This is a genomic window from Streptomyces sp. V4I2, from assembly GCF_030817655.1.
In the GTDB taxonomy this organism is placed as follows: domain Bacteria; phylum Actinomycetota; class Actinomycetes; order Streptomycetales; family Streptomycetaceae; genus Streptomyces; species Streptomyces plumbiresistens.
This window is the reverse complement of sequence record NZ_JAUSZM010000003.1, coordinates 7,495,057-7,520,504: the sequence shown is the minus strand read 5'-3', so window position 1 is coordinate 7,520,504 and position 25,448 is coordinate 7,495,057. Positions and strand designations below refer to the sequence as shown.

Below are 25,448 nucleotides of genomic sequence, written 5' to 3'. Positions count from 1 at the left end.
CCTTGGCCGGTGAACTTCTTCCGCCACCGGTACCGCATCCTCATCGGGCCGCCCGCGCTCGCCGTGCTGATCACGGTCGCGGGCTGCTCCTCAGCAGACGACAGTGCGTCGGCGGCGGTTCCCAGTCCGAGTGCGAAGGTCATGAAGCTGTGCCAGAACCTGGACAAGGCGCTGCCGACGAAGCTGGACGGTCTGGGCCGTGAGGATCCCGAGCCCGTCTCCGCACTGACGGCGGGCTGGGGAAGCCCGGCGATCATACTGCGCTGCGGTGTCGTACGACCGCCCAAGATGGTCGACCCCAAGGTGGCCGAAGGCGGCGACCCGGACGCGGTGGCCGGCGGTGTGAACGGCGTCGACTGGCTGATGGAGAAGCAGGACGACGGAGCGTACCGCTTCACCACCGCCAATCGCAGCGCGTACGTCGAGGTGACGGTGCCCAAGGGGCAGGACAGCTCCGGAGTACTGGTCGACCTCGCTCCGGCCGTCAAGAAGGCGGTCCCCGAAGGGATCGCCGACTAGCCGCCCGCCGGCCGCCCGCTCGGGCGACCGGCCCGCCGGCTCAGCGCAGGCCCGTCGCCCGCCGCAGCGCCGCCTGCACCAACAGGTCCACCAGCTCCGGATAGCTGATCCCGCTCGCCTGCCACATCTGCGGGTACATCGAGATCGGTGTCATGCCGGGCATCGTGTTGATCTCGTTGATCACGAACTCGCCGTCCTCGGTGAGGAAGAAGTCCGCGCGCACCAGTCCCTCGCAGGAGGCGGCGTCGAAGGCCTCCACCGCGAGCCGCTGCACCTCGGCGGTCTGCTCGTCGGTCAGCGGGGCGGGCACGATGCCGGGCGTCGAGTCGATGTACTTCGCCTCGAAGTCGTAGTACGCGTGCGTGTCCGGCGGCGGGATCTCCGAGGGCACGCTCGCCCGGGGCCCGTCCTCGAACTCCAGCACCCCGCACTCGATCTCGCGGCCGCGCAGTGCCGCCTCCACAAGGATCTTCGGGTCGTGCCGCTGAGCCTCGGTGATCGCCTCGTCCAGCCCCGCCAGGTCGTCGACCTTGGTGATGCCGATCGACGATCCCGCGCGCGCGGGCTTCACGAACAGCGGCCAGCCGTGTTCGCCCGCCAGGTCGACGATCTTCTTGCGGGCGGCGGACTCGTCGCGCTCCCACTCGCGCGGCCGGATCACCACGTACGGGCCCACCTTGAGCCCGAAGGAGGTGAACACCCGCTTCATGTACTCCTTGTCCTGGCCGACGGCCGAGGCGAGCACCCCCGAACCCACGTACGGCACACCGGAGAGCTCCAGCAGGCCCTGGAGGGTGCCGTCCTCGCCGTAGGGGCCGTGCAGCACCGGGAAGACGACGTCGACCTCGCCGAGCGCCTTGGGCACCGATCCGGGCTCGCTGTAGACGACTTCGCGGTTCGCGGGGTCGACCGGCAGCACCACGCCGCCCTCGCTCGAGTCGGCGAGCTCCTCGACGTTCGGCGTACGGCGTTCCGTGATCGCCATGCGTTCGGGTTCGTCGGCGGTGAGCACCCACCGGCCTTCCCGGGTGATGCCGATCGGCAGGACGTCGTACTTCGTCCGGTCGATGGCCCGCAGTACGGCGCCGGCGGTGACCATGGAGATCCCGTGTTCGGAGCTGCGTCCGCCGAACACGACGGCCACGCGCGGCTTGCGAGGCGGCTGCTCAGGGTTCTGGGGGAGGTTCTCGGTGCTCATATCGCGTTGAGAGTACCCGCTGGTATCCGATTGGTCAGCGACCACTTGGCCGCCGTAGCTCAGCGTCGTTCCGGCTTCGCGCTGCGCGACATGAGCTCCTTGAGGGCGACCACGGGAGGCTTGCCCTCGTGGACGATTCCCACGACCGTCTCGGTGATGGGCATGTCGACGCCGTGCCTGCGGGCCAGATCCAGCACGGACTCACAGGACTTGACGCCCTCGGCGGTCTGCTTGGTGACCGCGATGGTCTCCTGAAGCGTCATGCCCTTGCCGAGGTTGGTGCCGAAGGTGTGGTTGCGGGACAGCGGCGAGGAACAGGTCGCCACCAGGTCGCCGAGCCCGGCGAGTCCCGAGAACGTCAGCGGGTCGGCGCCCATCGCGAGACCGAGGCGGGTGGTCTCGGCCAGCCCGCGCGTGATCAGGGAGCCCTTGGCGTTGTCGCCCAGGCCCATGCCGTCCACGATGCCGACGGCGAGACCGATCACGTTCTTGACCGCACCGCCGAGTTCGCAGCCGAGGACGTCGGTGTTGGTGTACGGGCGGAAGTACGGCGTGTGGCAGGCGGCCTGGAGCCGCTGGGCGACCGCCTCGTCGGTGCACGCGACCACGGCCGCGGCCGGCATCCGGGCGGCGATCTCGCGCGCGAGGTTCGGCCCGGTGACCACGGCGATGCGGTTCTGCCCCACCTTGGCGACGTCCTCGATCACCTCGCTCATCCGCATGGCGGAGCCGAGTTCGACGCCCTTCATCAGCGACACGAGGACGGTGTCCGGCGCGAGCAGCGGCGTCCACTCGGCCAGGTTGGCGCGCAGCGTCTGGGAGGGCACGGAGAGGATCGTGAAGTCGGCGCCGGCGGCGGCCTCGGCCGCGTCCGTGGTGGCTCTCATGTTCTCCGGCAGCTCGACGCCGGGCAGGTAGTCGGGGTTCGTCCGGGTGGAGTTGATCGCTTGTGCGACCTCCGCCCGGCGCGCCCACAGAGTGACCTCGCACCCCGCGTCGGCGAGCACCATGCCGAAGGCGGTACCCCACGAACCGGCGCTGAAGACCGCTGCCTTGACCGGCTTGCTCACGTGCCCTGCCCCTCTTCCTGTTCGACCTTCCGCTGCGTCTGCGCCCGGGTGCGGCGCCGTTGCTCGATCCGCTCGCGGCGCGGGTCGTAGGGCGTGACGGGCGCCTTCTCGCCGCGGATGTCCTCCAGCAGGCGGGTGATGGCGGCCATGATCACCTCGGTCGCCTCCTTCAGGAGGTCCGGGGTCATCTCCCTGTCGTAGAAGGACGCCAGGTCCACGGGCGGGCCCGCGAGCACCCGGTGCGTCTTGCGCGGAAGGAGGTTGAGCTTCTTGGCGTACGGCGGCAGCACCTCGTTGGCGCCCCACTGGGCCACCGGAATCACCGGGCACTTGGTCTGCAGGGCGACCCGGGCGGCACCGGTCTTGCCGGTCATGGGCCAGCCGTTCGGGTCGCGGGTGAGGGTGCCCTCGGGGTAGAAGGCGACGCATTCGCCGCGCTCCACGGCGTCGATCGCGGCGCGGAAGGCGCTGAGCGCGTCCGTGCTCTCGCGGTAGACGGGGATCTGTCCGGTGCCGCGCATCGCGGCGCCGACGAATCCCTTCCGGAAAAGGCTGCTCTTCGCCAGGAATCTTGGAACACGGCCGGTGTTGTACTGGAAGTGACCGTAAGCGAAGGGATCGATGTGCGAATTGTGGTTCACCGCGGCGATAAATCCGCCCTCGACCGGAATGTTCTCCATTCCGCGCCAGTCCCGCTTGATCAGAACCACCAGCGGCGGTTTGCACAGGACCGCTGCGAAGCGGTACCAGAACCCGATTCTGCGGCGGGGCACGCGGACACCTTCCTCTAGGGCCTGGGGGCCGCACAAGTGTCGCCCCAGGCCGCCGGTCTGTCGAGAACACCGTACGCCCCGGCTCCGCGACCGCCAGATGGTCCTGGTGACGGCTGAGTGACAATGGCCGCGACAAGAGAGGGACGAAACGCTCGTGCAGTGGACCTTGGTCATACCCCTGAAACCTCTGGCGCGGGCCAAGAGCAGGCTCTCGGACACCGCCTCCGACGGGCTGCGCCCGGGCCTCGCCCTGGCCTTCGCCCAGGACACCGTGGCGGCCGCGCTGGCCTGCCCCGCGGTGAAGGATGTGGCAGTCGTCACGGACGACGTCCTGGCCGGCCGGGAGCTGGGCGCACTGGGCGCCCACATCGTCACCGACGAGCCCGCCGGCGGCCTGAACGCCGCTTTGGCGCACGCGGCGGCCGTCGTACGCGCGCAGCGCCCGGAAAGCGCCGTGGCGGCCCTGAACGCCGATCTTCCGGCACTGCGCCCGCTGGAATTGGCCCGAGTACTGGACGCGGCCGCGGAATTCCCCCGCGCTTTTCTCCCGGACGCCGCCGAAATCGGCACCACTCTGCTGGCCGCCCGGGAAGGCGAGGAATTGCGTCCCGCCTTCGGTACGGATTCCCGCGCCCGCCATCGCGTGTCCGGTGCCGCGGAACTCGTCCTCGACGCGGTGGATTCCGTACGCCAGGACGTGGACACCGGCGCCGACCTGCGCGCCGCGCTCGCCCTCGGGGTGGGTCCACGGACGGCCGCGGCGGCCGCGCGGCTGCTGATTCCCGGGCAGTAGGCTGCCGTCATGCAGGCGACCGCATACACGTACGACCCCGACAGCCGCAGCGGCCAGGTACTCCTGGACGACGGCACCCCGGTGCCCTTCGACGCGCCGGCGTTCGACGCGGGCGGGCTCAGACTGCTGCGGCCCGGGCAGCGGGTGCGCATCGAGACGGAGGGCGAGGGGGAGGCCCGCCGGGCCACCCTGGTCACGCTCCACACTTTCTGAGGGCCCTGTGGACACGCCGCGGGCCGGACTCCGTGGGGAGTCCGGCCCGGCGCGTGAGTGCCCGTGTGCCCTTACCTCTTGCGGGCGGTGGCCTTCTTGGCGGTGGTGGTGCGAGACGTCGACTTCTTGGCGGGGGCCTTCTTGGCCGTCGCCTTCTTCGCCGGGGCCTTCTTGGCGGTGGTCTGCTTCGCGGCGGTGGACTTGGCGGTCGCCGTGGTCTTCTTGGCGGGCGCCTGCTTGGCCGTCGTCTTCTTGGCGGCGGCCGTGGTCTTCTTGGCCGTCGTCTTGCGCGCCGTGGTCTTCTTCGCGGCGGCCGTCCCCCTCTTCGCCGGGGCGGCCTTCTTCGCGGCGGCCTTCCTGACCGTGGCGGAAGCACCACCGGTCAGGCTGCCCTTGGGTGCCTTCTTGACGGCGATGTCGCCCTTCGGGAGCTTCTTCGAGCCGCTCACCAGGTCCTTGAAACCCTGGCCCGCGCGGAAGCGCGGCACGGAGGTCTTCTTGACCCGGACCCGCTCGCCCGTCTGAGGGTTGCGGGCGTAACGGGCCGGACGGTCCACCTTCTCGAACGAACCGAAGCCGGTGACCGAGACCCGGTCACCCGCGACGACCGCGCGGACGACGGCGTCGAGGACGGCGTCGACAGCCTCGGCGGCCTGCTGACGGCCGCCCATCTTGTCGGCAATGGTTTCTACGAGCTGCGCCTTGTTCACGTCTTCCCCTTCGGAGACATTGCCAGAACGAAAGTGTTCAAGCTTTTTTCGCACGTTAGGCAGATATATACCGCAAATCAAACACGAAACGGGCTTATCACCCGTGCGCCGCAACGAACTCGACTGTCTCGGACTCGTTCAGCGTTCCTCTTCGGGGAATCGACCCGCGTCGAGGTCCGCCACGAACCGCTCCAGACGCCTTGTCGCATCGGCGAGATCGTGCTTGGCCGCGGCCGTAATGACCAGCAGCTTCCGGGTCAGCGCCATCCGTACGCCCTCCGGGACTTGCAGTGCGCGCACTCTTGTGTGCGCTTCCTTGAGTTGGTCCGCGACTGCCGCATAGAGCTCGAGTTGGCCGTCGTGTTCCATGCACAGATTGTGCCATCTGGGGCGAGTTGTCGCCTGCTCAGGGTGCAACTGCCGCCTCGAACGGCCTCCCGGGCGCCCGTTGGAGCCACGGTCCCAACGGTCGCGTACCCCGACAACAACCGTCGTAACGTGGGAAGTTGAGATGGCGGGTCGGGGCGTCCAGGGCCGTTCGGGTGCAGACACAGCTGTACCCCCGATCGGGCTGATCGGGGGTACGGCGGGGGTGTCACGGTGGCCGAAACTCGACCTGTTCAGTTGCTTGGGGCGATCGCTCCGGTCAGACCTGGATCGTCCTCGGCTTGTACGAGGGGCGCTTGGCCTCGTACGCGGCGATGTCGGCCTCGTTCTGCAGCGTGATGGAGATGTCGTCCAGTCCGTTCAGCAGCCGCCAACGGGCGTTCTCGTCGAGCTCGAAGGCCGCGGTGATGCCCTCGGCGCGAACCTCACGAGCCTCAAGGTCCACTGTGACCTCAGCAGTCGCGTCCTTCTCCGTGAGCTCCTGCAGCGCGTCCACGATCTTCTGCTCCACGATCACCGTGAGCAGGCCGTTCTTGAGCGAGTTGCCGCGGAAGATGTCCGCGAAGCGGGAGGAGATGACGGCCTTGAAGCCGTAGTTCTGCAGCGCCCAGACGGCGTGCTCACGGGAGGATCCGGTGCCGAAGTCGGGGCCGGCGATCAGGACGGTCGCGCCCTTGCGCTCGGGCTGGTTGAGGATGAAGGACGGGTCCTTGCGCCAGGCCTCGAACAGCCCGTCCTCGAATCCGTCCCGGGTCACCTTCTTGAGCCAGTGAGCAGGGATGATCTGGTCGGTGTCGACGTTGGAGCGGCGCAGCGGGACGGCCCGGCCGGTGTGCGTGGTGAATGCTTCCATGACTCTCAGACTCCAGCGGGCGTACGGGTCTCGGCGTCGGACAGATCGGCCGGGGAGGCCAGGTGGCCCAGGACCGCCGTCGCGGCCGCGACCTGCGGCGACACCAGGTGCGTACGACCGCCCTTGCCCTGCCGGCCCTCGAAGTTGCGGTTGGAGGTGGACGCGGAGCGCTCACCGGGGGCCAGCTGGTCGGGGTTCATGCCCAGACACATCGAGCAGCCCGCGTGCCGCCACTCGGCGCCGGCCTCCTTGAAGACGATGTCCAGGCCCTCGGAGACGGCCTGCAGACCCACCCGCGCGGAGCCCGGGACGACCAGCATCCGTACGCCGTCGGCGACTTTGCGGCCCTTCACGAGCTCGGCGGCGGCGCGCAGGTCCTCGATGCGGCCGTTGGTGCACGAGCCTACGAAGACGGTGTCCACCTTGATGGAGCGCAGCGGCTGCCCGGCCTCCAACCCCATGTATTCCAGGGCCTTTTCGGCGGCGTGGCGCTCCGATGCGTCTTCGTACGAAGCAGGATCGGGGACGTGCGCCGAAAGCGGGGCGCCCTGGCCGGGGTTGGTGCCCCAGGTGACGAACGGCGCCAGCTCGGCGGCCTCGATGACGACCTCGGCGTCGAACTCGGCGTCCGTGTCCGTCTTCAGCGTCTTCCAGTACGCGACGGCCGCGTCCCAGTCCTCGCCCTTGGGGGCGTGCGGGCGGCCCTTGAGGTACTCGAAGGTGGTCTCGTCGGGGGCGATCATGCCCGCGCGGGCGCCGGCCTCGATCGACATGTTGCAGATGGTCATCCGGGCCTCCATCGAGAGCTGCTCGATGGCGGAGCCGCGGTACTCCAGGACGTAGCCCTGGCCGCCGCCGGTACCGATCTTGGCGATGATCGTCAGGATCAGGTCCTTGGCGGTGACCCCGTCGGGCAGATCGCCGTTGACGGTGATGGCCATGGTCTTCGGGCGGGCCATGGGCAGCGTCTGGGTGGCCAGCACGTGCTCGACCTGGGAGGTGCCGATGCCGAACGCCAGACCGCCGAAGGCGCCGTGCGTGGAGGTGTGGGAGTCGCCGCAGACGACCGTCATGCCCGGCTGGGTCAGACCCAGCTGCGGGCCCACGACGTGGACGACGCCCTGCTCGACGTCGCCCAGCGGGTGCAGCCGGACGCCGAAGTCCGCGCAGTTCTTGCGCAGCGTCTCCAGCTGGATCCGGGAGACCGGGTCGGCGATGGGCTTGTCGATGTCGAGGGTCGGGGTGTTGTGGTCCTCGGTGGCGATGGTCAGGTCGAGCCGGCGCACCCGGCGACCGCCCTTGCGAAGGCCGTCGAAGGCCTGCGGGCTGGTCACCTCGTGCAGCAGGTGCAGATCGATGAAGAGGAGGTCGGGCTCGCCCTCGGCGCGCCGGACGACGTGGTCGTCCCAGACCTTCTCCGCGAGTGTCCTACCCATCGCTTTCCCTCCGGCCGGCAAAGGTGCGCCGGCCCAACTAGAGATCTTGAGGAGGCGGCGCCCGCGCCCCTGTGTCCGGGCATCCGCCGCCGGCCCCTTGTTCCGCGGGCCGCTGTGTCTTCCAGAGTGGCGTGTTCCACCGAAAATTGAACTTGCGTTTCACAGAGTGAGACGCGAGTATCGTTTCATGGACAACAGTAGCGGCGTCGGCGTTCTGGACAAGGCGGCCCTTGTTCTGAGCGCTCTGGAGTCCGGTCCGGCCACCCTCGCGGGTCTGGTCGCGGCGACCGGACTGGCAAGGCCCACGGCTCACCGGCTGGCCGTGGCTCTGGAACACCACCGGATGGTGGCGCGTGACATGCAGGGCCGTTTCATTCTCGGCCCTCGCCTCGCCGAGCTGGCCGCGGCCGCCGGCGAGGACCGCCTCCTCGCGACGGCGGGCCCGGTGCTCACCCACCTCCGTGACATCACGGGCGAGAGCGCGCAGCTCTACCGCCGCCAGGGCGACATGCGCATCTGCGTCGCCGCGGCGGAGCGCCTGTCCGGCCTGCGCGACACCGTCCCGGTCGGTTCGACGCTCACGATGAAGGCGGGCTCCTCCGCTCAGATCCTCATGGCCTGGGAGGAGCCGGAGCGCCTGCACCGCGGCCTCCAGGGCGCCCGTTTCACGGCCACCGCGCTCTCGGGCGTACGACGCCGGGGCTGGGCCCAGTCCATCGGCGAGCGCGAGCCGGGTGTCGCGTCCGTCTCCGCGCCCGTGCGCGGTCCCTCCAACCGCGTGGTGGCCGCCGTGTCCGTCTCCGGCCCCATCGAGCGGCTGACCCGCCACCCGGGCCGTATGCACGCCCAGGCGGTCATCGACGCCGCCGGCCGCCTCTCCGAGGCCCTGCGCCGCACAGGCTGACTCCCTGGGGGACATCAAGCGAGAAGGGCCTGCCTCAACGCCGCGGCAGGCCCTTCTCGCTCCCCCGATCCCCCTCAGGCGCCGCCCGCACCGGCCGAGCGGTGCGCGAACCGCTCCGCCGCCCGCCGTCCCCGGCTCTCGACCGGCAGCACCCCCGTGGCCGCCGCGAGGCCGAAGGGCGGCATGTCGAAGTAGATCGACTCGTACGACCCCTCGGGCACGACATAGGCCTCGTGCCACAGCCCGACATGCCCGCGCACCTTCCCCGCCCGCTCCTTGCGGTTGACGATCCCCCACGCCCGGTGGTGGAACATGTCGGGCGAGGTCGCGTACGCGTAGAGCTTCTCCTTGGACTCCCAGTACTGGACGACGTAGTACGTCCGCGGCGAAGCCGTCAGCAGCACGCGCCCCAGCAGCCCCCGGTCGCCGTCCCGCGCGAGCTCCCCCAGCATGCGGAACATCGACAGCATCACCGGCGCCCACTGGTGCACCGCCCAGAAGTGGTTGACCCGCATCCCGATCAGCAGGACCACCACATCGCCTTCGGCAGCCGCGGTCGTACGGCCGACTGTCGGTTTCGCGAACACGGCGACCCCCTGGTTACCCGGTCGGACAGCGGCACTATCCTTCTGAGCGATGCTTGGATAGTGGCACTTCCCAAGGGTGCGGCGCAAGAGAGCGGCGCCGCCGGAGAGAGGCGCGAGCGATGCGGTTGGCGGAGTTGAGCGAGCGCAGCGGGGTGTCCACCGCGACGATCAAGTACTACCTGCGCGAAGGGCTGTTGACGCCGGGCCGCCAGATCAACGCGACCACGGCCGAGTACGACGAGGAGCATCTGCGCCGACTGCGGCTGGTGCGCGCGATGATCCAGGTCGGGCGGGTGCCGGTGGCGACGGTCCGGGAGGTGCTCCGGCATGTCGACGACGACTCCCTGGGCCGCACGATCCGGCTGGGCGCCGCCCTGTGGGCGCTGCCGCAGGTTCCCGAGCCGGACGAGGAGGACGAGCACATCCGGGCCGCACACCGCGAGGTGGATCAACTCCTGGAGACACTGGGCTGGTCGAACGCCCGGGCCCTGGTCACCATCTCCCCCGCCTACCGCTCACTGGTGGTGGCGATCGCCACGTTCCGCCGGCTCGGCTACGACTGGGATCCCGAACTGAACCTGGCCTACGCCCGGTTGATGCATCAGGCGGCCGTCCTCGACCTGGACTTCGTGGAGACGCACCCGTCGGAGGCGGAGAAGGTGGAGACGGCGGTCGCGGGCGCGATCTTCGTCGAGCCGATGCTCCAGGCGCTGCACCGGCTGGCACAGGAGGAGGAGTCGGCGCGGAGATACGGCTTCGAGTAGGCCCGGGAACGCCCAAGGGCCCTCACCGAAGTGAAGGCCCTTGGAACTCGTACCCCCGACCGGATTCGAACCGGCGCTACCGCCTTGAGAGGGCGGCGTGCTAGGCCGCTACACAACGGGGGCCTGGACTCTGCGTTTCCGCAGGTCGGAGCTGGTCTACCTGGACTCGAACCAAGAATGACGGTACCAGAAACCGTAGTGTTGCCAATTACACCATAGACCAATGTGGTTTAAACCAGTGTGGTTTAGACCGGGCAGTACCCCCGACCGGATTCGAACCGGCGCTACCGCCTTGAGAGGGCGGCGTGCTAGGCCGCTACACAACGGGGGCCCTAGTGATCCCGGAGAACCAGGATCCGTACCCCCGACCGGATTCGAACCGGCGCTACTGCCTTGAGAGGGCAGCGTGCTAGGCCGCTACACAACGGGGGCTTCGCGGAGATGATCCCCGCTGTTGCAGATGAGCTCTGCGAGCTGGCCTACCTGGACTCGAACCAAGACTAACGGAACCAGAAACCGTCGTGCTGCCAATTACACCATAGGCCACTGGAACTCAAGCCCCTGAGGGGATCTTGTTCTAGTGTGCTCCCCCGGGTTCCGGCCTTTCGGCCCGCTCCCCGGCGGCGCAGGAAGAACATTACCCGAAGGTGGACGGGGCTCCAAAACGGGTATCCGCGCCGAGGACGGCGGGGAGTTCGGCGAGCGAGGCGATCCGGTGCGGCCCGCCGGGAGCGTCACCGACGGTGTGCACACCCTCGCGGTCGATCCAGACCGACAGCAGTCTGGCGTCGGCGGCACCGCGCCCGTCGATCTCCGGGTGGTCACCGACGTACGCCACTTGGTGCGGGGCCAGCTTCAGGGCGTCGCAGGCGGCCAGGAAGGCGCCGGCCTCGGGCTTGGAGACGCCGAGCTCCGCCGCGCACAGGATGACCTCGAAGCGGTCGTGCACACCGAGGACGCGCAGCTTGCGGTCCTGGACGCGGATGCTGGAGTTGGAGAGCACGCCGTGGCGGTGGCTGGCGGCAAGGGCGTCCAGGACGGGCAGGACGTCCGGGAAGAGGGCCCAGGCGGTCTCGTAGTGCGCGACGTACCGCCCGAACCACGCGTCCGCGTCGGCGTCGCTCAGCTCCTCGCCCAGGAACACCCGTACGCGGTCCCGGCGCTGCCCCTGGAAGGTCAGCTCCCCCGCCGCGAACCGCGCCCACTGCCGGTCCGTGATCTCCCGCCACCGCACGATGGCCTGCTCGACACTGTCGTACGAGTCGAGCAGCCCCTCGGCCGCGAGGTGGACGCGCATGCCGACGCGGTCGGCCGCGGTGTAGTCGAAGAGGGTGTCGTCGACGTCCCAGACCACGGCCCGAATGCTCATGGTCCGACGGTAACCCGGGGCCGGGTGGTCCGTCCGGCGGAACGGCGAAGGTGCGGCGCCCCGCACGGGGTGCCGCGCCTCACGGGCGTACGGGTTACGCCGCCAGCCTCGCCAGCGCCGCGTCGACGCGGGCCAGCGTCTTCTCCTTGCCCAGAATCTCCAGGGACTCGAAGAGGGGCAGGCCGACGGTGCGGCCGGTGACGGCCACGCGGACCGGGGCCTGGGCCTTGCCGAGCTTGAGGCCGTGGGCCTCGCCGGCGGCCAGGACGGCCTCCTTCAGGGACTCCGGGGACGTCCAGTCCGCCGACTCCAGCTTCTCGCGGGCCGTGCGGAGCAGGGCGTCCGAGCCCTCCTTCATCGCCTTCGTCCAGCTCGGCTCGTCGAAGACCGGCTCGGAGAGGAACAGGAAGTCGACGTTGTCGGTGATCTCGGAGAGGACCTTGAGGCGGGTCTGGGCGTGCGGGGCGATCGCCTGCCACTTCGTCTCGTCGAAGGCCTCCGGCGCCCAGGGGGCGAAGGGGGGCTGGAGCCACGGGCGGCAGCGCTCGGTGAAGTCCTTCACGTCGAGCAGCCGGATGTGGTCGGCGTTGATCGCCTCGCACTTCTTCAGGTCGAAGCGCGCCGGGTTGGGGTTCACGTCCGCGATGTCGAAGGCCGCGACCATCTCGTCGATCGTGAAGATGTCCTGGTCGGCGGAGAGCGACCAGCCGAGGAGGGAGAGGTAGTTGAGCAGGCCCTCCGGGAGGAAGCCGCGCTCGCGGTAGATGTTGAGCGAGGCCTGCGGGTCACGCTTGGAGAGCTTCTTGTTGCCCTCGCCCATCACGTACGGCAGGTGGCCGAAGGAGGGGATCTGCCGGGCGACGCCCAGCTCGATCAGGGCCTTGTACAGGGCGACCTGCCGCGGGGTCGACGACAGCAGGTCCTCGCCGCGCAGGACGTGCGTGATCTCCATCAGCGCGTCGTCGACCGGGTTCACGAGCGTGTAGAGCGGGGCTCCGTTGGCTCGTACGATCCCGTAGTCCGGCACGTTCTCCGGCAGGTACGTGATCTCGCCGCGGACCAGGTCCGTGAAGGTGATCGCCTCGTCGGGCATGCGGAAGCGGACGATGGGCGTACGGCCCTGGGCCTTGTACTCCTCGACCTGCTCCGCGCTCAGGTCGCGGCAGTGGCCGTCGTAGCCGGACGGCTTGCCGGCGGCGCGGGCGGCCTCGCGGCGGGTGTCCAGCTCCTCCTGGGAGCAGTAGCAGTGGTAGGCGTGGCCGGCGTCCAGGAGCTTGTCCGCGACCTCCTTGTAGAGGTCCATGCGCTGCGACTGGCGGTACGGCGCGTGCGGGCCGCCGACCTCGGGGCCCTCGTCCCAGTCGAAGCCCAGCCAGCGCATCGAGTCGAGCAGCTGGTCGTAGGACTCCTCGGAGTCGCGGGCCGCGTCGGTGTCCTCGATGCGGAAGACCAGTGTGCCCTGGTGGTGCCGGGCGAACGCCCAGTTGAACAGGGCGGTGCGGACCAGGCCCACATGGGGGTTACCGGTGGGCGACGGGCAGAACCGTACTCGGACGGCGGGGACGGGTGCGCTAGCCACGCTTGACAACCTTGTTGGTGAGAGTGCCGATGCCTTCGATGGTGACGGCGACCTCGTCGCCGACGGTGAGCGGTCCGACGCCTGCCGGGGTGCCCGTGAGGATCACGTCGCCGGGGAGCAACGTCATGGCCTCGGTGATGTTGACGATCAGATCCTCGATGGAGTGGATCATCTCGCTGGTGCGGCCGAGCTGGCGCTGCGAGCCGTTGACGGTGAGCTGGATGGTCAGGTCGGACGGGTCGAGGTCCGTCTCCACCCAGGGGCCGAGCGGGCAGGACGTGTCGAAGCCCTTGGCCCTGGCCCACTGCTTCTCGCGCTTCTGGACGTCGCGGGCGGTGATGTCGTTGGCGCAGGTGTAGCCGAGGATGACGTCCTTGACGCGCTCGCGCGGGACCTCTCGGCACATCCGGCCGATGACGACGGCCAGTTCGGCCTCGTGGTGGAGGTCCTCGGAGAAGGAGGGGTACTGGATCTCGTCGCCGGAGCCGATCACCGAGGTGGACGGCTTGAAGAAGGCGAACGGGGCGTCGGGCACCTCGTTGCCGAGTTCCTTCGCGTGCTCCGCGTAGTTGCGGCCGTAGGCCACGACCTTGTTGGGGAGCACCGGCGGCAGCAGCCTGACCTTGCTCAGTGGGACCTTCGTACCGGAGAGTTCGAAGTCCGCGAACGGGATGCCCTTGATGATGTCGAGGACGAGTTCGTCCGGCCTGTCACCCTCGACCGCACCGAAGGCGACGTTCCCGTCGATGGAGAATCTGGCGATGCGCACGAGATCCTTGCGCCCCTCACTGAGCTGGCTGGAGTCTGACGCTCCAGGCTAACGCGGTAAGGGGCAGGCGCCTCGCGCATTTGTGGCGGGCGCCCTTGATCCATGTCGGGCTTGGTGATCTACTCCTGGGCGGAGCCGGCCTGGGCCGGTACTTCCATCAGGATCGTGCGGCGGGGGTTGGCGGTCTGGGTCGGGAGGGCGACGGCGTGGTCCGGCTGCTCCGGGGTCTGCAGTTCGTCGGCGTCCTCGAGGTGGGCCAGCGTCGTGCGCCGCGGGTTGGCGGTGTTGCGGAACATCATCGTCGTCTTCACGGTTCTACGAGACCTGTTCTGTACGTGGCGCCGGGCGAGCGGGGTGCCGAAGAGCCCCTGGACCGGCGCGGGTTGTCTGTTTTGCCATCTCTGTAAAGCGTCAGGCTAAACATGCAATTCCCCTCCTGGGACGCACAGACCACAGGAGAGGCGTGTGAGTTTCCTCACTCACCTAGGGGTAAAACGGTCAAATCAGACAAGCAACTCACCCCTACGAAACGGACATTAGACCCCTGAAGCCACCATTCCGCTCCTGATCATGGCGACTGGGACACCGCTTACATCCGGGGGACTCGCGGGCATACGTCCGGTATGGGGGAGATAAACTTCTACGTCCGGTGACTTGGCACTCACGCGGTGTCACGTAGGTCACGGCCTGACCCATGGCCCTTGTTGGAGATCCTGCACTGTGCTGGAATTCCACGGACCGCCGCAGGATCGAGCCGGCGCACAGGGGGCGCAGAGAAGCGCCGAGCGGCGGCGAGATAGGGAGAACCAGCGCGCCGGTCACTCACGACCACCACGGGGGGCGTTTTTCAGGGCGCCCCCTACGACGCCGACACCGTCCTTCCGTTCGCGCGGAGGGGCGCCTGGTCCAGAGGTTGCGACGCTAGTGCAGGGACGTTTCAAGAGGGATGGCAGTGCTTCGGCGGAGCCGGAGCCGCACGGCGGGACTGGCCCGACGGCCGGCAGCTCCTCGCCCCAGCACGCCCAGAACCTGGGCCCGGCCCCGTCCGGCGACGGCGGTGAGCGCTCCGGGCGCCCCGGCGCGTCCGCGTCGACCGGCCCCGCCACTCCGACCACGCCGGCCGTGAAGCCGCCGAAGGGCGCGAGCGGTCCCGGCCCACGAATAGCCCTGCGCAACTGGCGCATCTCCACGCGTCTGGTGTCGCTGCTCGCACTCCCGGTGGTCGCCGCCACCTCACTGGGTGCGCTGCGTATCAACGACTCCATGGACGACATCCAGCAGCTCGACAACATGAAGCTGCTGACGGAGATGACCAAGCAGGCCACCGAGCTGGCCGCCGCGCTCCAGGAGGAGCGCGACAAGTCGGCCGGTCCGCTGGCGCACGGCTCGACCGCCACCGACTTCACGGTCAAGGGCGTCCGGGACAAGACCGACCAGGCCAGGACCGCCTTCCAGGACGCCGCCGAGGAGATCGACACCTCCAGCAAGGACGGCAACCTCCAGGGCGTCCGCGAGAGCCTCGTCGGCCTCATCCGCGACCTGAACGGTCTCGAGGAGATCCGCAGCGCCGCCTACGAGACCAAGAACAACTCCTCCCAGACGGTCGAGGGCTACCACCGCCTCGTCACCCACCTGCTCGACCTCTCGCAGGACATGGCGGAGGCCACCAGCAACCCCGAGATGATCCAGCGCACGCGCGCCCTGGCGGCCTTCTCGTCCGCCAAGGAGTACGCGTCCATCCAGCGCGCGATCCTCGCGGCGGCCCTGCCCGTCGGCAACACCACCTTCGGCAAGCTCAGCGAGAACGACCGGCTGTACGCCGACGGCGCCCTGGAGAGCGAGGACTCCGACCTCTCCAGCTTCCGGAGCATCTACGGCAACGACAACGCCCCCGAGCTCCTCAAGCCCATCGAAGAGGGCAACCCGACCATCCAGTCCACCGACACCTACGCCAGCCGCGCCCTGCGGACGGCGGGTGGTCTCGCCGACCTGGACAAGCGGTCGTACAAGGACTGGGTGGACGACAGCTCGACCAAGATCGAGCAGATGGGCAACATCGAGCACACGCTGCTCGAGGACATGGAGCAGAAGGCCCGCGAGCTGCGCAACCAGTCGGAGCGCGAGGCGATCATCTCCGGCGCGCTGATCCTGCTCGTGCTCGGCGTCTCGCTGGTCGGCGCCTTCGTCGTCGCCCGGTCCATGATCCGCTCGCTGCGCCGCCTCCAGGAGACCGCCACCAAGGTCGCCCAGGACCGGCTGCCCGAGCTGGTCAAGCAGCTGTCCGAGTCCGACCCGCAGGACGTCGACACCTCCGTCGAGTCGGTCGGTGTGCACTCCCGGGACGAGATCGGCCAGGTGGCCGCGGCCTTCGACGACGTGCACCGCGAGGCGGTCCGCCTCGCCGCCGAGCAGGCCCTGCTGCGGGGCAACGTCAACGCGATGTTCACCAACCTCTCGCGCCGCTCCCAGGGTCTGATCCAGCGCCAGCTGTCGCTCATCTCCGAACTGGAGTCCCGCGAGGCCGACCCGGACCAGCTGTCCTCGCTGTTCAAGCTCGACCACCTCGCGACCCGCATGCGCCGTAACGGTGAGAACCTGCTCGTTCTCGCCGGTGAGGAGCCCGGCCGCCGCTGGACCCGTCCGGTCCCGCTGGTCGACGTGCTGCGCGCCGCCGCGTCCGAGGTGGAGCAGTACGAGCGCATCGAGCTGTCCTCCGTACCGACCACCGAAGTGGCCGGCCGCGTGGTCAACGACCTCGTGCACCTGCTCGCCGAGCTGCTGGAGAACGCGACCTCGTTCTCCTCCCCGCAGACCAAGGTCAAGGTCACCGGTCACGCGCTGCCCGACGGCCGGGTGCTGATCGAGATCCACGACACCGGCATCGGCCTCTCCCCCGAGGACCTCGCCGCGATCAACGAGCGGCTCGCCTCGCCGCCCACCGTGGACGTGTCGGTGTCCCGCCGCATGGGTCTGTTCGTGGTCGGCCGGCTGTCGCAGCGTCACGGCATCCGCATCCAGCTCCGCCCGTCCGACTCCGGTGGTACGACCGCGCTGGTCATGCTGCCCGTGGACGTCGCCCAGGGCGGCAAGAAGCCTCAGCCCACGCCCGGCCAGGGCGCGGGTGTCGGCGCCGCCGCCGCGGCCGCCGGTGTGGCGGCCGCTCGCCGCGGTGGTCAGCAGGGTGGCGGTGCCCTCGGCGGCGCCCCCGCCGGAGCGGGCGCCGGTGCGCTCGGTGCCGGTTCGCCCACGGGTGGCCGGCTCACCGCCGGTCAGGGGCCGCGCGCAGCGCTGCCCGGACGTGACGGTGGCGGTCGTCCCGGCGGAGCGCCGGGCGGACCGCGCGGGCCGCAGGGTCCGGGTATGCCTCCGCAGGGCCGCCCCGCTCCGGCCGGTGCCGGTTTCGGCGGTCAGGCTCCGGGTGGCCCGCAGGGCCTGCAGGCCACGGGCACGAACGCGCCGGGCCAGGACGCCTTCGGTGGCGGTCGGCCCCCCGTACCGCCGCAGCCGCCGCAGTCGGCGCAGCCGTCGAACCCGGGCAACGAGCCGCAGGGCAGGCGTCGTCGGCCGCAGCTGCCGGGCCGCGGCGGTCCGCGGGCCGAGCTGCCCGGCGGCAACCCGCAGCCCCGCGTGCCGAGCTGGAGCGACGAGAACGCGCAGCCGCCGGTGCCGCGGGCCTCGCTCGACACCCCGCGCGGCCATGACGAGCAGGACGCGGCGCAGACCTCGCGGATGCCGCGGATCGACGACCGGCAGGGCCCGGGCGCGACCACGGAGATGCCGGCGATCCCGCGCGGCGACAGCCGCCAGGGCCCCGGTGGACCGGCCTCCGGCCGGAACAACGACTCCCAGAGCACGGGTCAGTTCCCCCGTCCCGGCAGCAACGGCGTCCAGGACTCGGGCCACTTCGTCCGCCCGGACGTCTTCGGCTCCCCGGTCGGCCAGAACAACTCCGCGGCGTCGTCGAGTCCGTCGGCCACCGGTCAGTTCGCGATGCCGCCGTCGTACGACAGCGGCTCCACCGGCCAGTTCCCCGCGCCGGCCTTCGGCAACGGCTCCACGAACGGCGGCGCCGACTTCGGTGCCCCGCGTCCGCCGGTCCCGCCGCGTCCGCAGCAGCGGCCCGCCCGTCAGGACCCCGAGGCGCTGCCGCCCGCGGGTCCCGGTGACGGCCGTACGCCGCTGTACGACACGCTCGAGACCAACTGGTTCCACGGTCAGCAGAACGGGCAGCAGGGCAACGGCTCCGCTCCCGCTCCGGCGGCCCCGCAGCAGCAGCCGCAGGCTCCTGCCGCTCCTCAGCGTCCCGTAGCCAGCTCCTGGCGCAGCTCTCCGAACGACGATCTCGTCCGGCAGGCAGAGCGCGTACGGCAGCCGGCCGCGGGCGGCGTCACCACTTCCGGCCTGCCGCGCCGGGTGCCCAGGGCGAACCTCGTTCCGGGTACGGCTCAGCAGCAACAGCACCAAGCCGGTCCGCAGGTCTCGCGTGCGCCTGACGACGTACGCGGCCGGCTGACCAATCTCCGTCGGGGCATCGCCCAAGGTCGACAGGCCGGTACCACCGGCCAGACCGGAAGCTTCCCGAGCCCCACTCACCAGCAGGAGCACTAGTTGAGTCCGATGAGCCAGGCGGCACAGAACCTGAACTGGTTGATCACCAACTTCGTGGACAACACCCCCGGGGTGTCCCACACCGTCGTCGTGTCCGCCGACGGACTCCTTCTGGCAATGTCCGAAGGCTTCCCGCGCGACCGCGCCGATCAGTTGGCCGCGGTCGCCTCCGGTCTGACGTCCTTGACGGCCGGGGCCTCCCGGATCTTCGAGGGCGGCAGCGTGGCACAGACGGTCGTCGAGATGGAACGGGGATTCCTCTTCCTCATGTCCGTCTCGGACGGCTCGTCACTGGCCGTACTCGCCCACCCCGACTGCGACATCGGCCTCGTCGGCTACGAGATGGCGCTCCTGGTCGACCGCGCGGGCGCGGTGCTCACGCCCGACCTGCGCGCCGAACTCCAGGGCAGTCTGCTCCACTGACTGCGCAGGATCCACCCGCCTCACCAAATCACCGTCCGGCCGCCACAATCCCCCCACCGGCCCCTGTCCGACGGCTTGCTGACCGACTTGCTGTCCCGCCCGGAGGATTCATGACCCCGCCCACCGCCTCTCATGATCCGTACGCGGAGCCGTACGAGGATGAGGGCGACCAGCCGCTGGTACGTCCGTACGCGATGACCGGCGGCCGGACCCGGCCGCGCTACCAGCTCGCCATCGAGGCCCTGATCAGCACCACGGCCGACCCGGCGGCGCTCATGGGACTGCTCCCGGAGCACCAGCGGATCTGTCACCTGTGCCGTGAGGTGAAGTCGGTCGCCGAGGTCTCGGCGCTTCTTGCCATGCCCCTGGGCGTGGCCCGCATCCTCGTCGCGGACCTCGCGGAGGCCGGACTCGTCGCCATTCACCAGCCCGGCGGCGACGAGAGCACCGGCGCTCCGGACGTGACACTGCTCGAAAGGGTGCTCAGTGGACTTCGCAAGCTCTGACGGAGGCCGGGCGACCACCTCCGCGAAGATCGTGGTGGCCGGTGGCTTCGGCGTGGGCAAGACCACGTTCGTGGGCGCCGTCTCCGAGATCAACCCGCTGCGCACGGAGGCCGTGATGACGTCCGCGAGCGCGGGCATCGACGACCTCACCCACACCGGAGGCAAGACGACCACCACGGTCGCCATGGACTTCGGCCGCATCACGCTGGACCAGGACCTGATCCTGTACCTCTTCGGTACCCCGGGCCAGGACCGCTTCTGGTTCATGTGGGACGACCTGGTGCGCGGCGCCATCGGCGCGATCGTGCTGGTGGACACCCGCCGCCTCGCCGACTGCTTCCCCGCGGTCGACTACTTCGAGAACAGCGGCCTGCCGTTCGTCGTCGCGCTCAACGGCTTCGAGGGGCACCAGCCGTACGCTCCCGAGGAGGTCCGCGAGGCGCTGCAGATCGGTCCGGACACCCCGATCATCACGACGGACGCCCGCCACCGCTCCGATGCGAAGAGTGCGCTGATCACGCTGGTGGAGCACGCTCTGATGGCACGGCTGAGGTAGCACTCAAATCTGCGATCCCGTACGGAAGTTGTCGTAGACGCTCCGGAGCCGGCTGTGTCTTTTGACACGGTCGGCCCCGGTGTTCATAACGTTTCGGCAGAGGAATCGGGTGGTACGGCCACTCGTCGCGGTCAAGCGGTGTCGCTGCGCGCACAAAGGCCCCGTCTTTTGACGGGGCTCGCTCTTTATGACCGTTTTATCTGGGGCTTACATCACTTCGAATCCCCAGCCTGCACTGTTTGGAACTGTGTAGGCCGACGTGCTGGAATGCCTGAACTGCCCAATAGTCAAAGACGTAGTCCCCAGTCGATGGCGCACCGGGCTCTGAGACACTGCGGCACAACGTAAGGTGCCGACCGCCGGAAGGTTGTTGGTCGAGTGAGGCGAAGCAAGAACGGTCCCGAGCCGTCGGCCCGGGGCAACTTCACCCCGCCGCCGCGCGGAGCGGCGCCCGCCCCTGTGCCCGGTTCGGAGCAGGCGGCCGCGCCACCGGCGAGCGGCGGCCGTTTCTCCCCGCGCAACTGGCGCGTGCCGACCAGGCTGAACGCGATCCTGCTCATACCCGTGGTCGTCGGCCTCGTCATGGGCGGCATACAGGTGAAGAGCTCGATCGACACCTGGCAGGAGGCCGAGGACGCGGAGAACACCGCGCGTCTGGTGCGGGCGTCCCTCAACTACGCCGACGCCCTCTACATCGAGCGGGACAGCACGGCCGCCCCGATTCTGCTGGGCAAGGACAAGGCCGTCGTCACCGCCGCCCGCAAGAAGACGGACCAGGCCGCCGACGCCTTCGACGAGGCGGCCCAGAACATGCCGCAGAAGGCCGGCCTGCTGCGCCGCCTGCAGCTGTTCCGCGAGGCGGAGCCCAAGCTCGAGGGGCTGCGCACGACCGCGTACACCACCAAGCGCACCGGCGTGCAGACCGAAGAGGGCTACGTCGAGGTCGCGCACCCGCTGACGGAGTTCGCCAACGAGCTCGGTCTGGGCACCGGCAACATCACGAGCTACGGCCGGACCGTCTACGCCATCGAGCTCACCAAGGCGGCCCTGTCGCTGCAGCGCTCCATCGGCATGCATCTGCTGGTCAGCCCGGGCCCCAAGCCCACCGACCTCGCCACCCAGCGCGTCGCCCTCTCCTCGTACGCGTACCTGGAAGGCATCGCCATCGAGGAGTACACCGGCGGCGGCACCGAGGCGGACGCGCAGAAGCTCACCGACGCCGAGAAGCAGATCAGGGCGGACGGCGCGGCGATGGCCAAGGAGGCCGCGGCCAAGAACCCCGACTACGTGCCCCCGCCGTCCAATCCGGTCGACATGGTCCGGGGCATCGGGACTCTCACGTCCACGGACACCAGCGAACGCCAGGCGCTCGCCGAGAAGGGCATCACCGCCGACAACTGGTGGGCGGTCAACACCCTCAAGTACAACGCCTACCAGCAGATCGAGTCGGACCTGGCCGACAAGGCGGTGAGCGAGGCCTCCACCATCGCCGACGACTCCCGGCGCAACGCCTTCATCACCGGTGGCGCCGTCGTGATCGCCCTGCTCCTCGCCTTCATCCTGGCCGCCGCGATGGCCCGCCAGATGAGCCGCGCGATGCGCCAGCTGCGCAACGCCGCCTTCGGTATCGCCGAGCAGCGCCTTCCGATGCTGGTCGACCAGCTGTCGCGCACCGACCCGGGCCGCGTGGACACGCGCGTGCAGCCCATCCCGATCAACACCAGGGACGAGATCGGCGAAGTCGCCCGCGCCTTCGACCAGGTACACCGCGAGGCCGTCCGGCTCGCCGCCGAGCAGGCCCTGCTGCGGGGCAACATCAACGCGATCTTCACCAACCTGTCGCGCCGCAACCAGTCGCTGATCGAGGGCCAGCTGACCCTGATCACGGACCTGGAGAACAACGAGGCCGACCCGGACCAGCTGGAGAACCTCTTCAAGCTGGACCACCTGGCCACCCGTATGCGCCGCAACGGCGAGAACCTCCTGGTCCTCGCCGGCGAGGAGCCGGGCCGCCGCTGGGACCAGCCGGTTCCGCTGGTCGACGTGCTGCGCGCGGCCTCCTCCGAGGTGGAGCAGTACGAGCGCATCGAGCTGTCGGGCGTCCCGGAGGCCGAGATCCACGGCCGCGCGGTCACCGACCTCGTGCACCTGCTCGCCGAGCTCCTGGAGAACGCCACCACGTTCTCCTCCCCGCAGACCAAGGTCCGCGTCACCGCGACCCGTCTCCCCGACGGCCGCATCATGATCGAGATCCACGACAAGGGCATCGGCCTCACCGCCGAGGACTTCGCGGACATCAACCACAAGCTGGCCAACCCGCCGACCGTGGACGCCGCGATCTCCCAGCGCATGGGCCTGTTCGTGGTCGGCCGGCTGTCCGACCGGCACGGCATCCGCGTCCAGCTGCGCCCCTCCGGCGAGCAGGCCGGCACCACCTCGCTGGTCATGCTTCCCGACGCGATCACGCACGGCGGTGGCGGCGGCGAGCACCAGCGCGACGAGTTCACCGTCTCGCAGATCATCCCGGAGCAGCCGAACTTCCAGGGCGAGAACTTCAACAACGGCCTGCCGATGCGCACGGCCGCGGAGCTCGGCTTCGACGACAGCCGCTACACCCAGGTCCCGGACGACATCCGCGAGCTGGACCCGGTGGGCCGCTCGCTGATGCGGGAGGAGCGCCGCGCGGCCCTGGAGGGCCCGAGCCCCGACCAGCAGTCCCCCGACTCCCCCGGCTACGCCGAGGGCTTCGACGGCCAGGGCGGCTACCAGGAGCAGCAGCAGGCGTCGTACAACCACCAGGCGGCGTACGAGGACCCGCAGCAGCCGACGTACGAAGAGCAGCAGCAGACGGCCTACGAGGACCCGCAGCGGCCGACGTACGACGAGGGGTACTACGCGCCGAACGGCGGCCTGCCGCAAAACGACGCCTTCTCGTCCAACGGCGGCTACCCCGAGCCGACGTATCCGGAGCCGGTCCGTGAGGAGCAGGCGCAGCCCAGTGCCGCCGCTCCCGAGACCTTCTCGGGATTCGGGGAGCAGTCCTACCAGGACGACTGGCCGCAGCAGGACACCTACCGCAACGGCTACCCGGACCAGTACGCTCCGCAAGCGGAATCCGTGCAGGCCGCTGACGTGAGTGAGCGGGACCGCGTAGGCTTCGACCGACCGGGACCGACCTCCTCCGCCAGTCACGACCTGACCGACGCCGGCCTCCCGCGCCGCGGATCCACCCCGAGCGGTGCGAACGGCTCGGGCGCCGCGCGGCACGTGAGCCCGGAGCCGTCGGCCCCCGCGGAGAGCAAGGGCGACTGGCGTTCGGCGAACGACGACCGCTGGCAGCAGGCCTCAGCGCTCCGCAAGCCCAAGGCGGGCGGGGTCACCTCCTCCGGTCTGCCGCGGCGGGTGCCCAAGGCCAACCTGGTCGAGGGAGCCGCCGAATCCACCCCCCAGGGGGGCCCACAGGTCTCCCGCGCGCCCGAGGACGTCCGGGGCAGGTTGAGCAACCTGCGCCGCGGTGTCGAGCGGGGCCGCAGCGCGGGAAGCGAAACGAACGGTCAGGGCTTCGGTTCTGACAGCACCTACAACCAGGAGCGTTAGTGTGAGCCCGATGAGCCAGGCGGCGCAGAACCTGAACTGGTTGATCACCAACTTCGTGGACAACACCCCGGGGGTGTCCCACACGGTGGTGGTCTCCGCCGACGGACTCCTTCTGGCGATGTCCGAAGGCTTTCCGCGCGACCGTGCCGACCAGCTCGCGGCCGTCGCCTCCGGCCTGACGTCTCTGACGGCAGGCGCCTCCCGTATCTTCGAGGGCGGCAGCGTGAACCAGACGGTTGTGGAGATGGAGCGGGGATTCCTCTTCATCATGTCCGTTTCCGACGGTTCGTCGCTCGCGGTTCTCGCACACCCGGAGGCGGACATCGGCCTCATTGGGTACGAGATGGCGCTTCTGGTGGACCGTGCCGGTACGGTCCTGACACCCGATCTGCGTGCGGAGCTCCAAGGGAGCCTTCTCAACTAACAGACACACGGTGCGTTTTGACGTCCCGAGGCCATAAGGTTTCGGGACGCGGCTCCACAGTGATGGGTGCCCGGCACGGTCGGAGGAGGAGAGAAAGTGGCAACACCCCCAGGCGGTTCACCTTCGGGCAACTGGTCGTACGGCCCTGCCCAGGGCCCGGGCGACGGTTCCCAGAACCCCAACCGTTACAACTTCCCCTCCGCCCCGAGCCAGCGGCGCCAGCAGCCGTACGCGCCCCAGGGCCCCCAGGGCCCCCAGGGCCCCCAGGGTCCCGGGCCGTCGCCGTACGACCAGCCGCAGGCGCCGCGTATCCAGCCCGTGCAGCCGCATCGACGCACCCCTGAGCCGTCGCCCGCCGGGGCGGCGAACAACCCGTTGGTGCGTCCGTACGCCATGACCGGCGGCCGGACCCGCCCGCGCTACCAGCTCGCCATCGAGGCACTGGTGCACACCACCGCGCAGCCGCACCAGATGCAGGGGCCAGCTGCCCGAGCATCAGCGGATCTGCAACCTCTGCCGTGAGATCAAGTCGGTGGCCGAGATCTCGGCCCTCCTGACGATCCCTCTCGGCGTGGCCAGGATCCTCGTCGCCGACTTGGCGGAGGCGGGCCTGGTCGCCATCCATCAGCCCGGCGGCGACGAGAACGCCGGCGGCCAGCCAGACGTGACACTGCTCGAAAGGGTGCTCAGTGGACTTCGCAAGCTCTAGCGGAGGGCCTTCCCGCTCCACCACGTCCGCGAAGATCGTGGTGGCTGGCGGCTTCGGCGTGGGCAAGACCACGTTCGTCGGCGCCGTCTCGGAGATCAACCCGCTGCGCACCGAGGCCGTGATGACGTCTGCTTCGGCGGGCATCGACGACCTCACCCACACCGGAGACAAGACCACCACCACGGTCGCCATGGACTTCGGCCGCATCACGCTGGACCAGGACCTGATCCTGTACCTCTTCGGCACGCCCGGCCAGGACCGCTTCTGGTTCATGTGGGACGACCTGGTGCGCGGCGCCATCGGCGCGATCGTCCTGGTTGACACCAGGCGCCTTGCCGACTGCTTCCCCGCGGTCGACTACTTCGAGAACTCGGGGCTTCCTTTTGTGATCGCCCTGAACGGGTTTGACGGGAACCAGCCGTACAACCCGGACGAGGTGCGCGAGGCGCTCCAGATCGGCCCCGACACCCCGATCATCACGACGGATGCTCGGCATCGGGCCGATGCGAAGTCGGCGCTCATCACGCTCGTGGAGCATGCGCTCATGGCACGGTTGCGGTAATTCGACGTGCGGCCACCGGGCTGCCTCTGACGGTCGTGAGCCGTCTGCGGGCAGCCGGTGGCTTGTCGCGCCCACGCGGCGGAGCCGCATTGTGATACAGCCCCGCGCCCCTTGGGGGCGCACGAGAAGGGCCCCTCTT

At 69.6% G+C, this 25,448-nt stretch carries 24 protein-coding genes, 5 tRNA genes and 1 pseudogene; 13 read left to right on the top strand and 17 right to left on the bottom strand.

From position 1 onward, the window contains the following. Nucleotides 1-9 precede the first annotated feature (9 nt). Nucleotides 10-519, top strand: coding sequence for a DUF3515 domain-containing protein (locus QFZ76_RS35545; protein WP_307677524.1), 510 nt, complete (start codon nucleotides 10-12; stop codon nucleotides 517-519). Nucleotides 520-559: 40 nt separating this feature from the next. Here QFZ76_RS35545 and QFZ76_RS35540 read toward each other — a convergent pair whose 3' ends face one another. Genes QFZ76_RS35540 through QFZ76_RS35530 form a run of 3 tightly spaced genes read right to left on the bottom strand, consistent with a single transcriptional unit; the run spans nucleotide 560 to nucleotide 3,560 of the window. Beyond that, the gene (locus QFZ76_RS35540) at nucleotides 560-1,717 is read right to left on the bottom strand and encodes a D-alanine--D-alanine ligase family protein (protein WP_307677523.1); all 1,158 of its coding nucleotides are present in this window, start codon (nucleotides 1,715-1,717) and stop codon (nucleotides 560-562) included. A gap of 59 nt (nucleotides 1,718-1,776) precedes the next feature. After that, nucleotides 1,777-2,787 carry an NAD(P)H-dependent glycerol-3-phosphate dehydrogenase gene (locus QFZ76_RS35535; protein WP_307677522.1) on the bottom strand — a complete coding sequence of 337 codons (1,011 nt, stop codon included), beginning with the start codon at nucleotides 2,785-2,787 and terminating at the stop codon, nucleotides 1,777-1,779. Further along, nucleotides 2,784-3,560 (bottom strand): 1-acyl-sn-glycerol-3-phosphate acyltransferase, encoded by a 777-nt coding sequence (locus QFZ76_RS35530; RefSeq protein WP_307677521.1) that lies wholly within the window; start codon nucleotides 3,558-3,560, stop codon nucleotides 2,784-2,786. Before QFZ76_RS35530 ends, QFZ76_RS35535 begins: the two co-directional genes overlap by 4 nt. A 154-nt stretch (nucleotides 3,561-3,714) precedes the next feature. Here QFZ76_RS35530 and cofC point away from each other — a divergent pair, with 154 nt between their 5' ends. Continuing rightward, nucleotides 3,715-4,353, top strand: coding sequence for a 2-phospho-L-lactate guanylyltransferase (cofC, locus tag QFZ76_RS35525; protein WP_307677520.1), 639 nt, complete (start codon nucleotides 3,715-3,717; stop codon nucleotides 4,351-4,353). A gap of 9 nt (nucleotides 4,354-4,362) precedes the next feature. After that, entirely contained in the window at nucleotides 4,363-4,566 is a 204-nt protein-coding gene (locus QFZ76_RS35520) for a hypothetical protein (RefSeq protein WP_266433362.1), read from the top strand. Nucleotides 4,567-4,637: 71 nt separating this feature from the next. On the opposite strand, the gene QFZ76_RS35515 is transcribed toward QFZ76_RS35520, so the two are convergent. The 4 genes from QFZ76_RS35515 to leuC form a co-directional block, all read right to left on the bottom strand. After that, the gene (locus QFZ76_RS35515; RefSeq protein WP_307677519.1) at nucleotides 4,638-5,276 is read right to left on the bottom strand and encodes an HU family DNA-binding protein; all 639 of its coding nucleotides are present in this window, start codon (nucleotides 5,274-5,276) and stop codon (nucleotides 4,638-4,640) included. Between the two features lie 138 nt (nucleotides 5,277-5,414). After that, on the bottom strand, nucleotides 5,415-5,645 hold the full coding sequence (locus QFZ76_RS35510; RefSeq protein ID WP_030045295.1) for a hypothetical protein: 231 nt from the start codon (nucleotides 5,643-5,645) through the stop codon (nucleotides 5,415-5,417). 277 nt (nucleotides 5,646-5,922) lie between these two features. Then, nucleotides 5,923-6,516 carry a 3-isopropylmalate dehydratase small subunit gene (gene leuD / locus QFZ76_RS35505; RefSeq protein WP_307677518.1) on the bottom strand — a complete coding sequence of 198 codons (594 nt, stop codon included), beginning with the start codon at nucleotides 6,514-6,516 and terminating at the stop codon, nucleotides 5,923-5,925. Between the two features lie 5 nt (nucleotides 6,517-6,521). Next, nucleotides 6,522-7,952: a 3-isopropylmalate dehydratase large subunit gene (gene leuC / locus QFZ76_RS35500; protein WP_307677517.1), complete on the bottom strand. Its 1,431-nt coding sequence runs from the start codon at nucleotides 7,950-7,952 to the stop codon at nucleotides 6,522-6,524. Between the two features lie 187 nt (nucleotides 7,953-8,139). Between leuC and ndgR the strand changes: the two genes are divergently transcribed. Further along, nucleotides 8,140-8,856, top strand: a complete 717-nt coding sequence (ndgR, locus tag QFZ76_RS35495) for an IclR family transcriptional regulator NdgR (RefSeq protein WP_028806673.1) — start codon at nucleotides 8,140-8,142, stop codon at nucleotides 8,854-8,856. Nucleotides 8,857-8,930: 74 nt separating this feature from the next. Here ndgR and QFZ76_RS35490 read toward each other — a convergent pair whose 3' ends face one another. After that, nucleotides 8,931-9,443: a DUF4188 domain-containing protein gene (locus tag QFZ76_RS35490; protein WP_307677516.1), complete on the bottom strand. Its 513-nt coding sequence runs from the start codon at nucleotides 9,441-9,443 to the stop codon at nucleotides 8,931-8,933. Between the two features lie 119 nt (nucleotides 9,444-9,562). Here QFZ76_RS35490 and QFZ76_RS35485 point away from each other — a divergent pair, with 119 nt between their 5' ends. Then, nucleotides 9,563-10,207, top strand: a complete 645-nt coding sequence (locus QFZ76_RS35485; RefSeq protein WP_307677515.1) for a MerR family transcriptional regulator — start codon at nucleotides 9,563-9,565, stop codon at nucleotides 10,205-10,207. 50 nt (nucleotides 10,208-10,257) lie between these two features. On the opposite strand, the gene QFZ76_RS35480 is transcribed toward QFZ76_RS35485, so the two are convergent. From QFZ76_RS35480 to QFZ76_RS35440, 9 genes are all read right to left on the bottom strand, one after another. After that, nucleotides 10,258-10,330: transfer RNA gene (locus QFZ76_RS35480), tRNA-Glu, on the bottom strand. A 28-nt stretch (nucleotides 10,331-10,358) separates the two neighbouring features. Continuing rightward, nucleotides 10,359-10,430 (bottom strand) — tRNA-Gln (locus QFZ76_RS35475). Between the two features lie 35 nt (nucleotides 10,431-10,465). Continuing rightward, a tRNA-Glu gene (locus QFZ76_RS35470) sits at nucleotides 10,466-10,538 on the bottom strand. A 28-nt stretch (nucleotides 10,539-10,566) separates the two neighbouring features. Further along, nucleotides 10,567-10,639: transfer RNA gene (locus tag QFZ76_RS35465), tRNA-Glu, on the bottom strand. 42 nt (nucleotides 10,640-10,681) lie between these two features. Beyond that, nucleotides 10,682-10,753 (bottom strand) — tRNA-Gln (locus QFZ76_RS35460). A gap of 91 nt (nucleotides 10,754-10,844) precedes the next feature. Further along, nucleotides 10,845-11,576: an HAD family hydrolase gene (locus QFZ76_RS35455; protein WP_307677514.1), complete on the bottom strand. Its 732-nt coding sequence runs from the start codon at nucleotides 11,574-11,576 to the stop codon at nucleotides 10,845-10,847. A 94-nt stretch (nucleotides 11,577-11,670) separates the two neighbouring features. Beyond that, the gene (gene gltX, locus QFZ76_RS35450; protein ID WP_307677513.1) at nucleotides 11,671-13,155 is read right to left on the bottom strand and encodes a glutamate--tRNA ligase; all 1,485 of its coding nucleotides are present in this window, start codon (nucleotides 13,153-13,155) and stop codon (nucleotides 11,671-11,673) included. Continuing rightward, entirely contained in the window at nucleotides 13,148-13,924 is a 777-nt protein-coding gene (locus QFZ76_RS35445; protein ID WP_307677512.1) for a fumarylacetoacetate hydrolase family protein, read from the bottom strand. Before QFZ76_RS35445 ends, gltX begins: the two co-directional genes overlap by 8 nt. A gap of 119 nt (nucleotides 13,925-14,043) precedes the next feature. Then, the gene (locus QFZ76_RS35440; protein ID WP_307677511.1) at nucleotides 14,044-14,235 is read right to left on the bottom strand and encodes a hypothetical protein; all 192 of its coding nucleotides are present in this window, start codon (nucleotides 14,233-14,235) and stop codon (nucleotides 14,044-14,046) included. 613 nt (nucleotides 14,236-14,848) lie between these two features. Between QFZ76_RS35440 and QFZ76_RS35435 the strand changes: the two genes are divergently transcribed. From QFZ76_RS35435 to QFZ76_RS35400, 8 genes and pseudogenes are all read left to right on the top strand, one after another. Next, nucleotides 14,849-18,532 carry a nitrate- and nitrite sensing domain-containing protein gene (locus QFZ76_RS35435; protein WP_307677510.1) on the top strand — a complete coding sequence of 1,228 codons (3,684 nt, stop codon included), beginning with the start codon at nucleotides 14,849-14,851 and terminating at the stop codon, nucleotides 18,530-18,532. Between the two features lie 9 nt (nucleotides 18,533-18,541). Beyond that, nucleotides 18,542-18,955: a roadblock/LC7 domain-containing protein gene (locus QFZ76_RS35430; RefSeq protein ID WP_030611534.1), complete on the top strand. Its 414-nt coding sequence runs from the start codon at nucleotides 18,542-18,544 to the stop codon at nucleotides 18,953-18,955. A 110-nt stretch (nucleotides 18,956-19,065) separates the two neighbouring features. After that, nucleotides 19,066-19,461: a DUF742 domain-containing protein gene (locus tag QFZ76_RS35425; protein ID WP_030611532.1), complete on the top strand. Its 396-nt coding sequence runs from the start codon at nucleotides 19,066-19,068 to the stop codon at nucleotides 19,459-19,461. Next, on the top strand, nucleotides 19,442-20,017 hold the full coding sequence (locus QFZ76_RS35420) for an ATP/GTP-binding protein (protein ID WP_046258886.1): 576 nt from the start codon (nucleotides 19,442-19,444) through the stop codon (nucleotides 20,015-20,017). Before QFZ76_RS35425 ends, QFZ76_RS35420 begins: the two co-directional genes overlap by 20 nt. A gap of 378 nt (nucleotides 20,018-20,395) precedes the next feature. Next, nucleotides 20,396-23,614 carry a nitrate- and nitrite sensing domain-containing protein gene (locus QFZ76_RS35415; protein ID WP_307677509.1) on the top strand — a complete coding sequence of 1,073 codons (3,219 nt, stop codon included), beginning with the start codon at nucleotides 20,396-20,398 and terminating at the stop codon, nucleotides 23,612-23,614. Between the two features lie 10 nt (nucleotides 23,615-23,624). Beyond that, nucleotides 23,625-24,038, top strand: coding sequence for a roadblock/LC7 domain-containing protein (locus tag QFZ76_RS35410; RefSeq protein WP_005479603.1), 414 nt, complete (start codon nucleotides 23,625-23,627; stop codon nucleotides 24,036-24,038). A 96-nt stretch (nucleotides 24,039-24,134) separates the two neighbouring features. Next, nucleotides 24,135-24,747, top strand: a pseudogene (locus tag QFZ76_RS35405) (DUF742 domain-containing protein). Beyond that, the gene (locus QFZ76_RS35400) at nucleotides 24,728-25,309 is read left to right on the top strand and encodes an ATP/GTP-binding protein (protein WP_026248371.1); all 582 of its coding nucleotides are present in this window, start codon (nucleotides 24,728-24,730) and stop codon (nucleotides 25,307-25,309) included. The pseudogene QFZ76_RS35405 and the gene QFZ76_RS35400 overlap by 20 nt, the downstream one beginning before the upstream one ends. The last annotated feature ends 139 nt before the right edge of the window (nucleotides 25,310-25,448 follow it).

Excerpts from the sequence above, each read along its gene's own strand:
- QFZ76_RS35540 (WP_307677523.1), bottom strand. The coding sequence starts at position 1,717 with ATGAGCACCGAGAACCTCCCCCAGAACCCTGAGCAGCCGCCTCGCAAG.
- QFZ76_RS35520 (WP_266433362.1), top strand. The coding sequence starts at position 4,363 with ATGCAGGCGACCGCATACACGTACGACCCCGACAGCCGCAGCGGCCAG.
- QFZ76_RS35510 (WP_030045295.1), bottom strand. The coding sequence starts at position 5,645 with ATGGAACACGACGGCCAACTCGAGCTCTATGCGGCAGTCGCGGACCAA.
- leuD (WP_307677518.1), bottom strand. The coding sequence starts at position 6,516 with ATGGAAGCATTCACCACGCACACCGGCCGGGCCGTCCCGCTGCGCCGC.
- leuC (WP_307677517.1), bottom strand. The coding sequence starts at position 7,952 with ATGGGTAGGACACTCGCGGAGAAGGTCTGGGACGACCACGTCGTCCGG.
- ndgR (WP_028806673.1), top strand. The coding sequence starts at position 8,140 with ATGGACAACAGTAGCGGCGTCGGCGTTCTGGACAAGGCGGCCCTTGTT.
- QFZ76_RS35485 (WP_307677515.1), top strand. The coding sequence starts at position 9,563 with ATGCGGTTGGCGGAGTTGAGCGAGCGCAGCGGGGTGTCCACCGCGACG.
- QFZ76_RS35455 (WP_307677514.1), bottom strand. The coding sequence starts at position 11,576 with ATGAGCATTCGGGCCGTGGTCTGGGACGTCGACGACACCCTCTTCGAC.
- QFZ76_RS35430 (WP_030611534.1), top strand. The coding sequence starts at position 18,542 with ATGAGCCAGGCGGCACAGAACCTGAACTGGTTGATCACCAACTTCGTG.
- QFZ76_RS35425 (WP_030611532.1), top strand. The coding sequence starts at position 19,066 with ATGACCCCGCCCACCGCCTCTCATGATCCGTACGCGGAGCCGTACGAG.
- QFZ76_RS35410 (WP_005479603.1), top strand. The coding sequence starts at position 23,625 with ATGAGCCAGGCGGCGCAGAACCTGAACTGGTTGATCACCAACTTCGTG.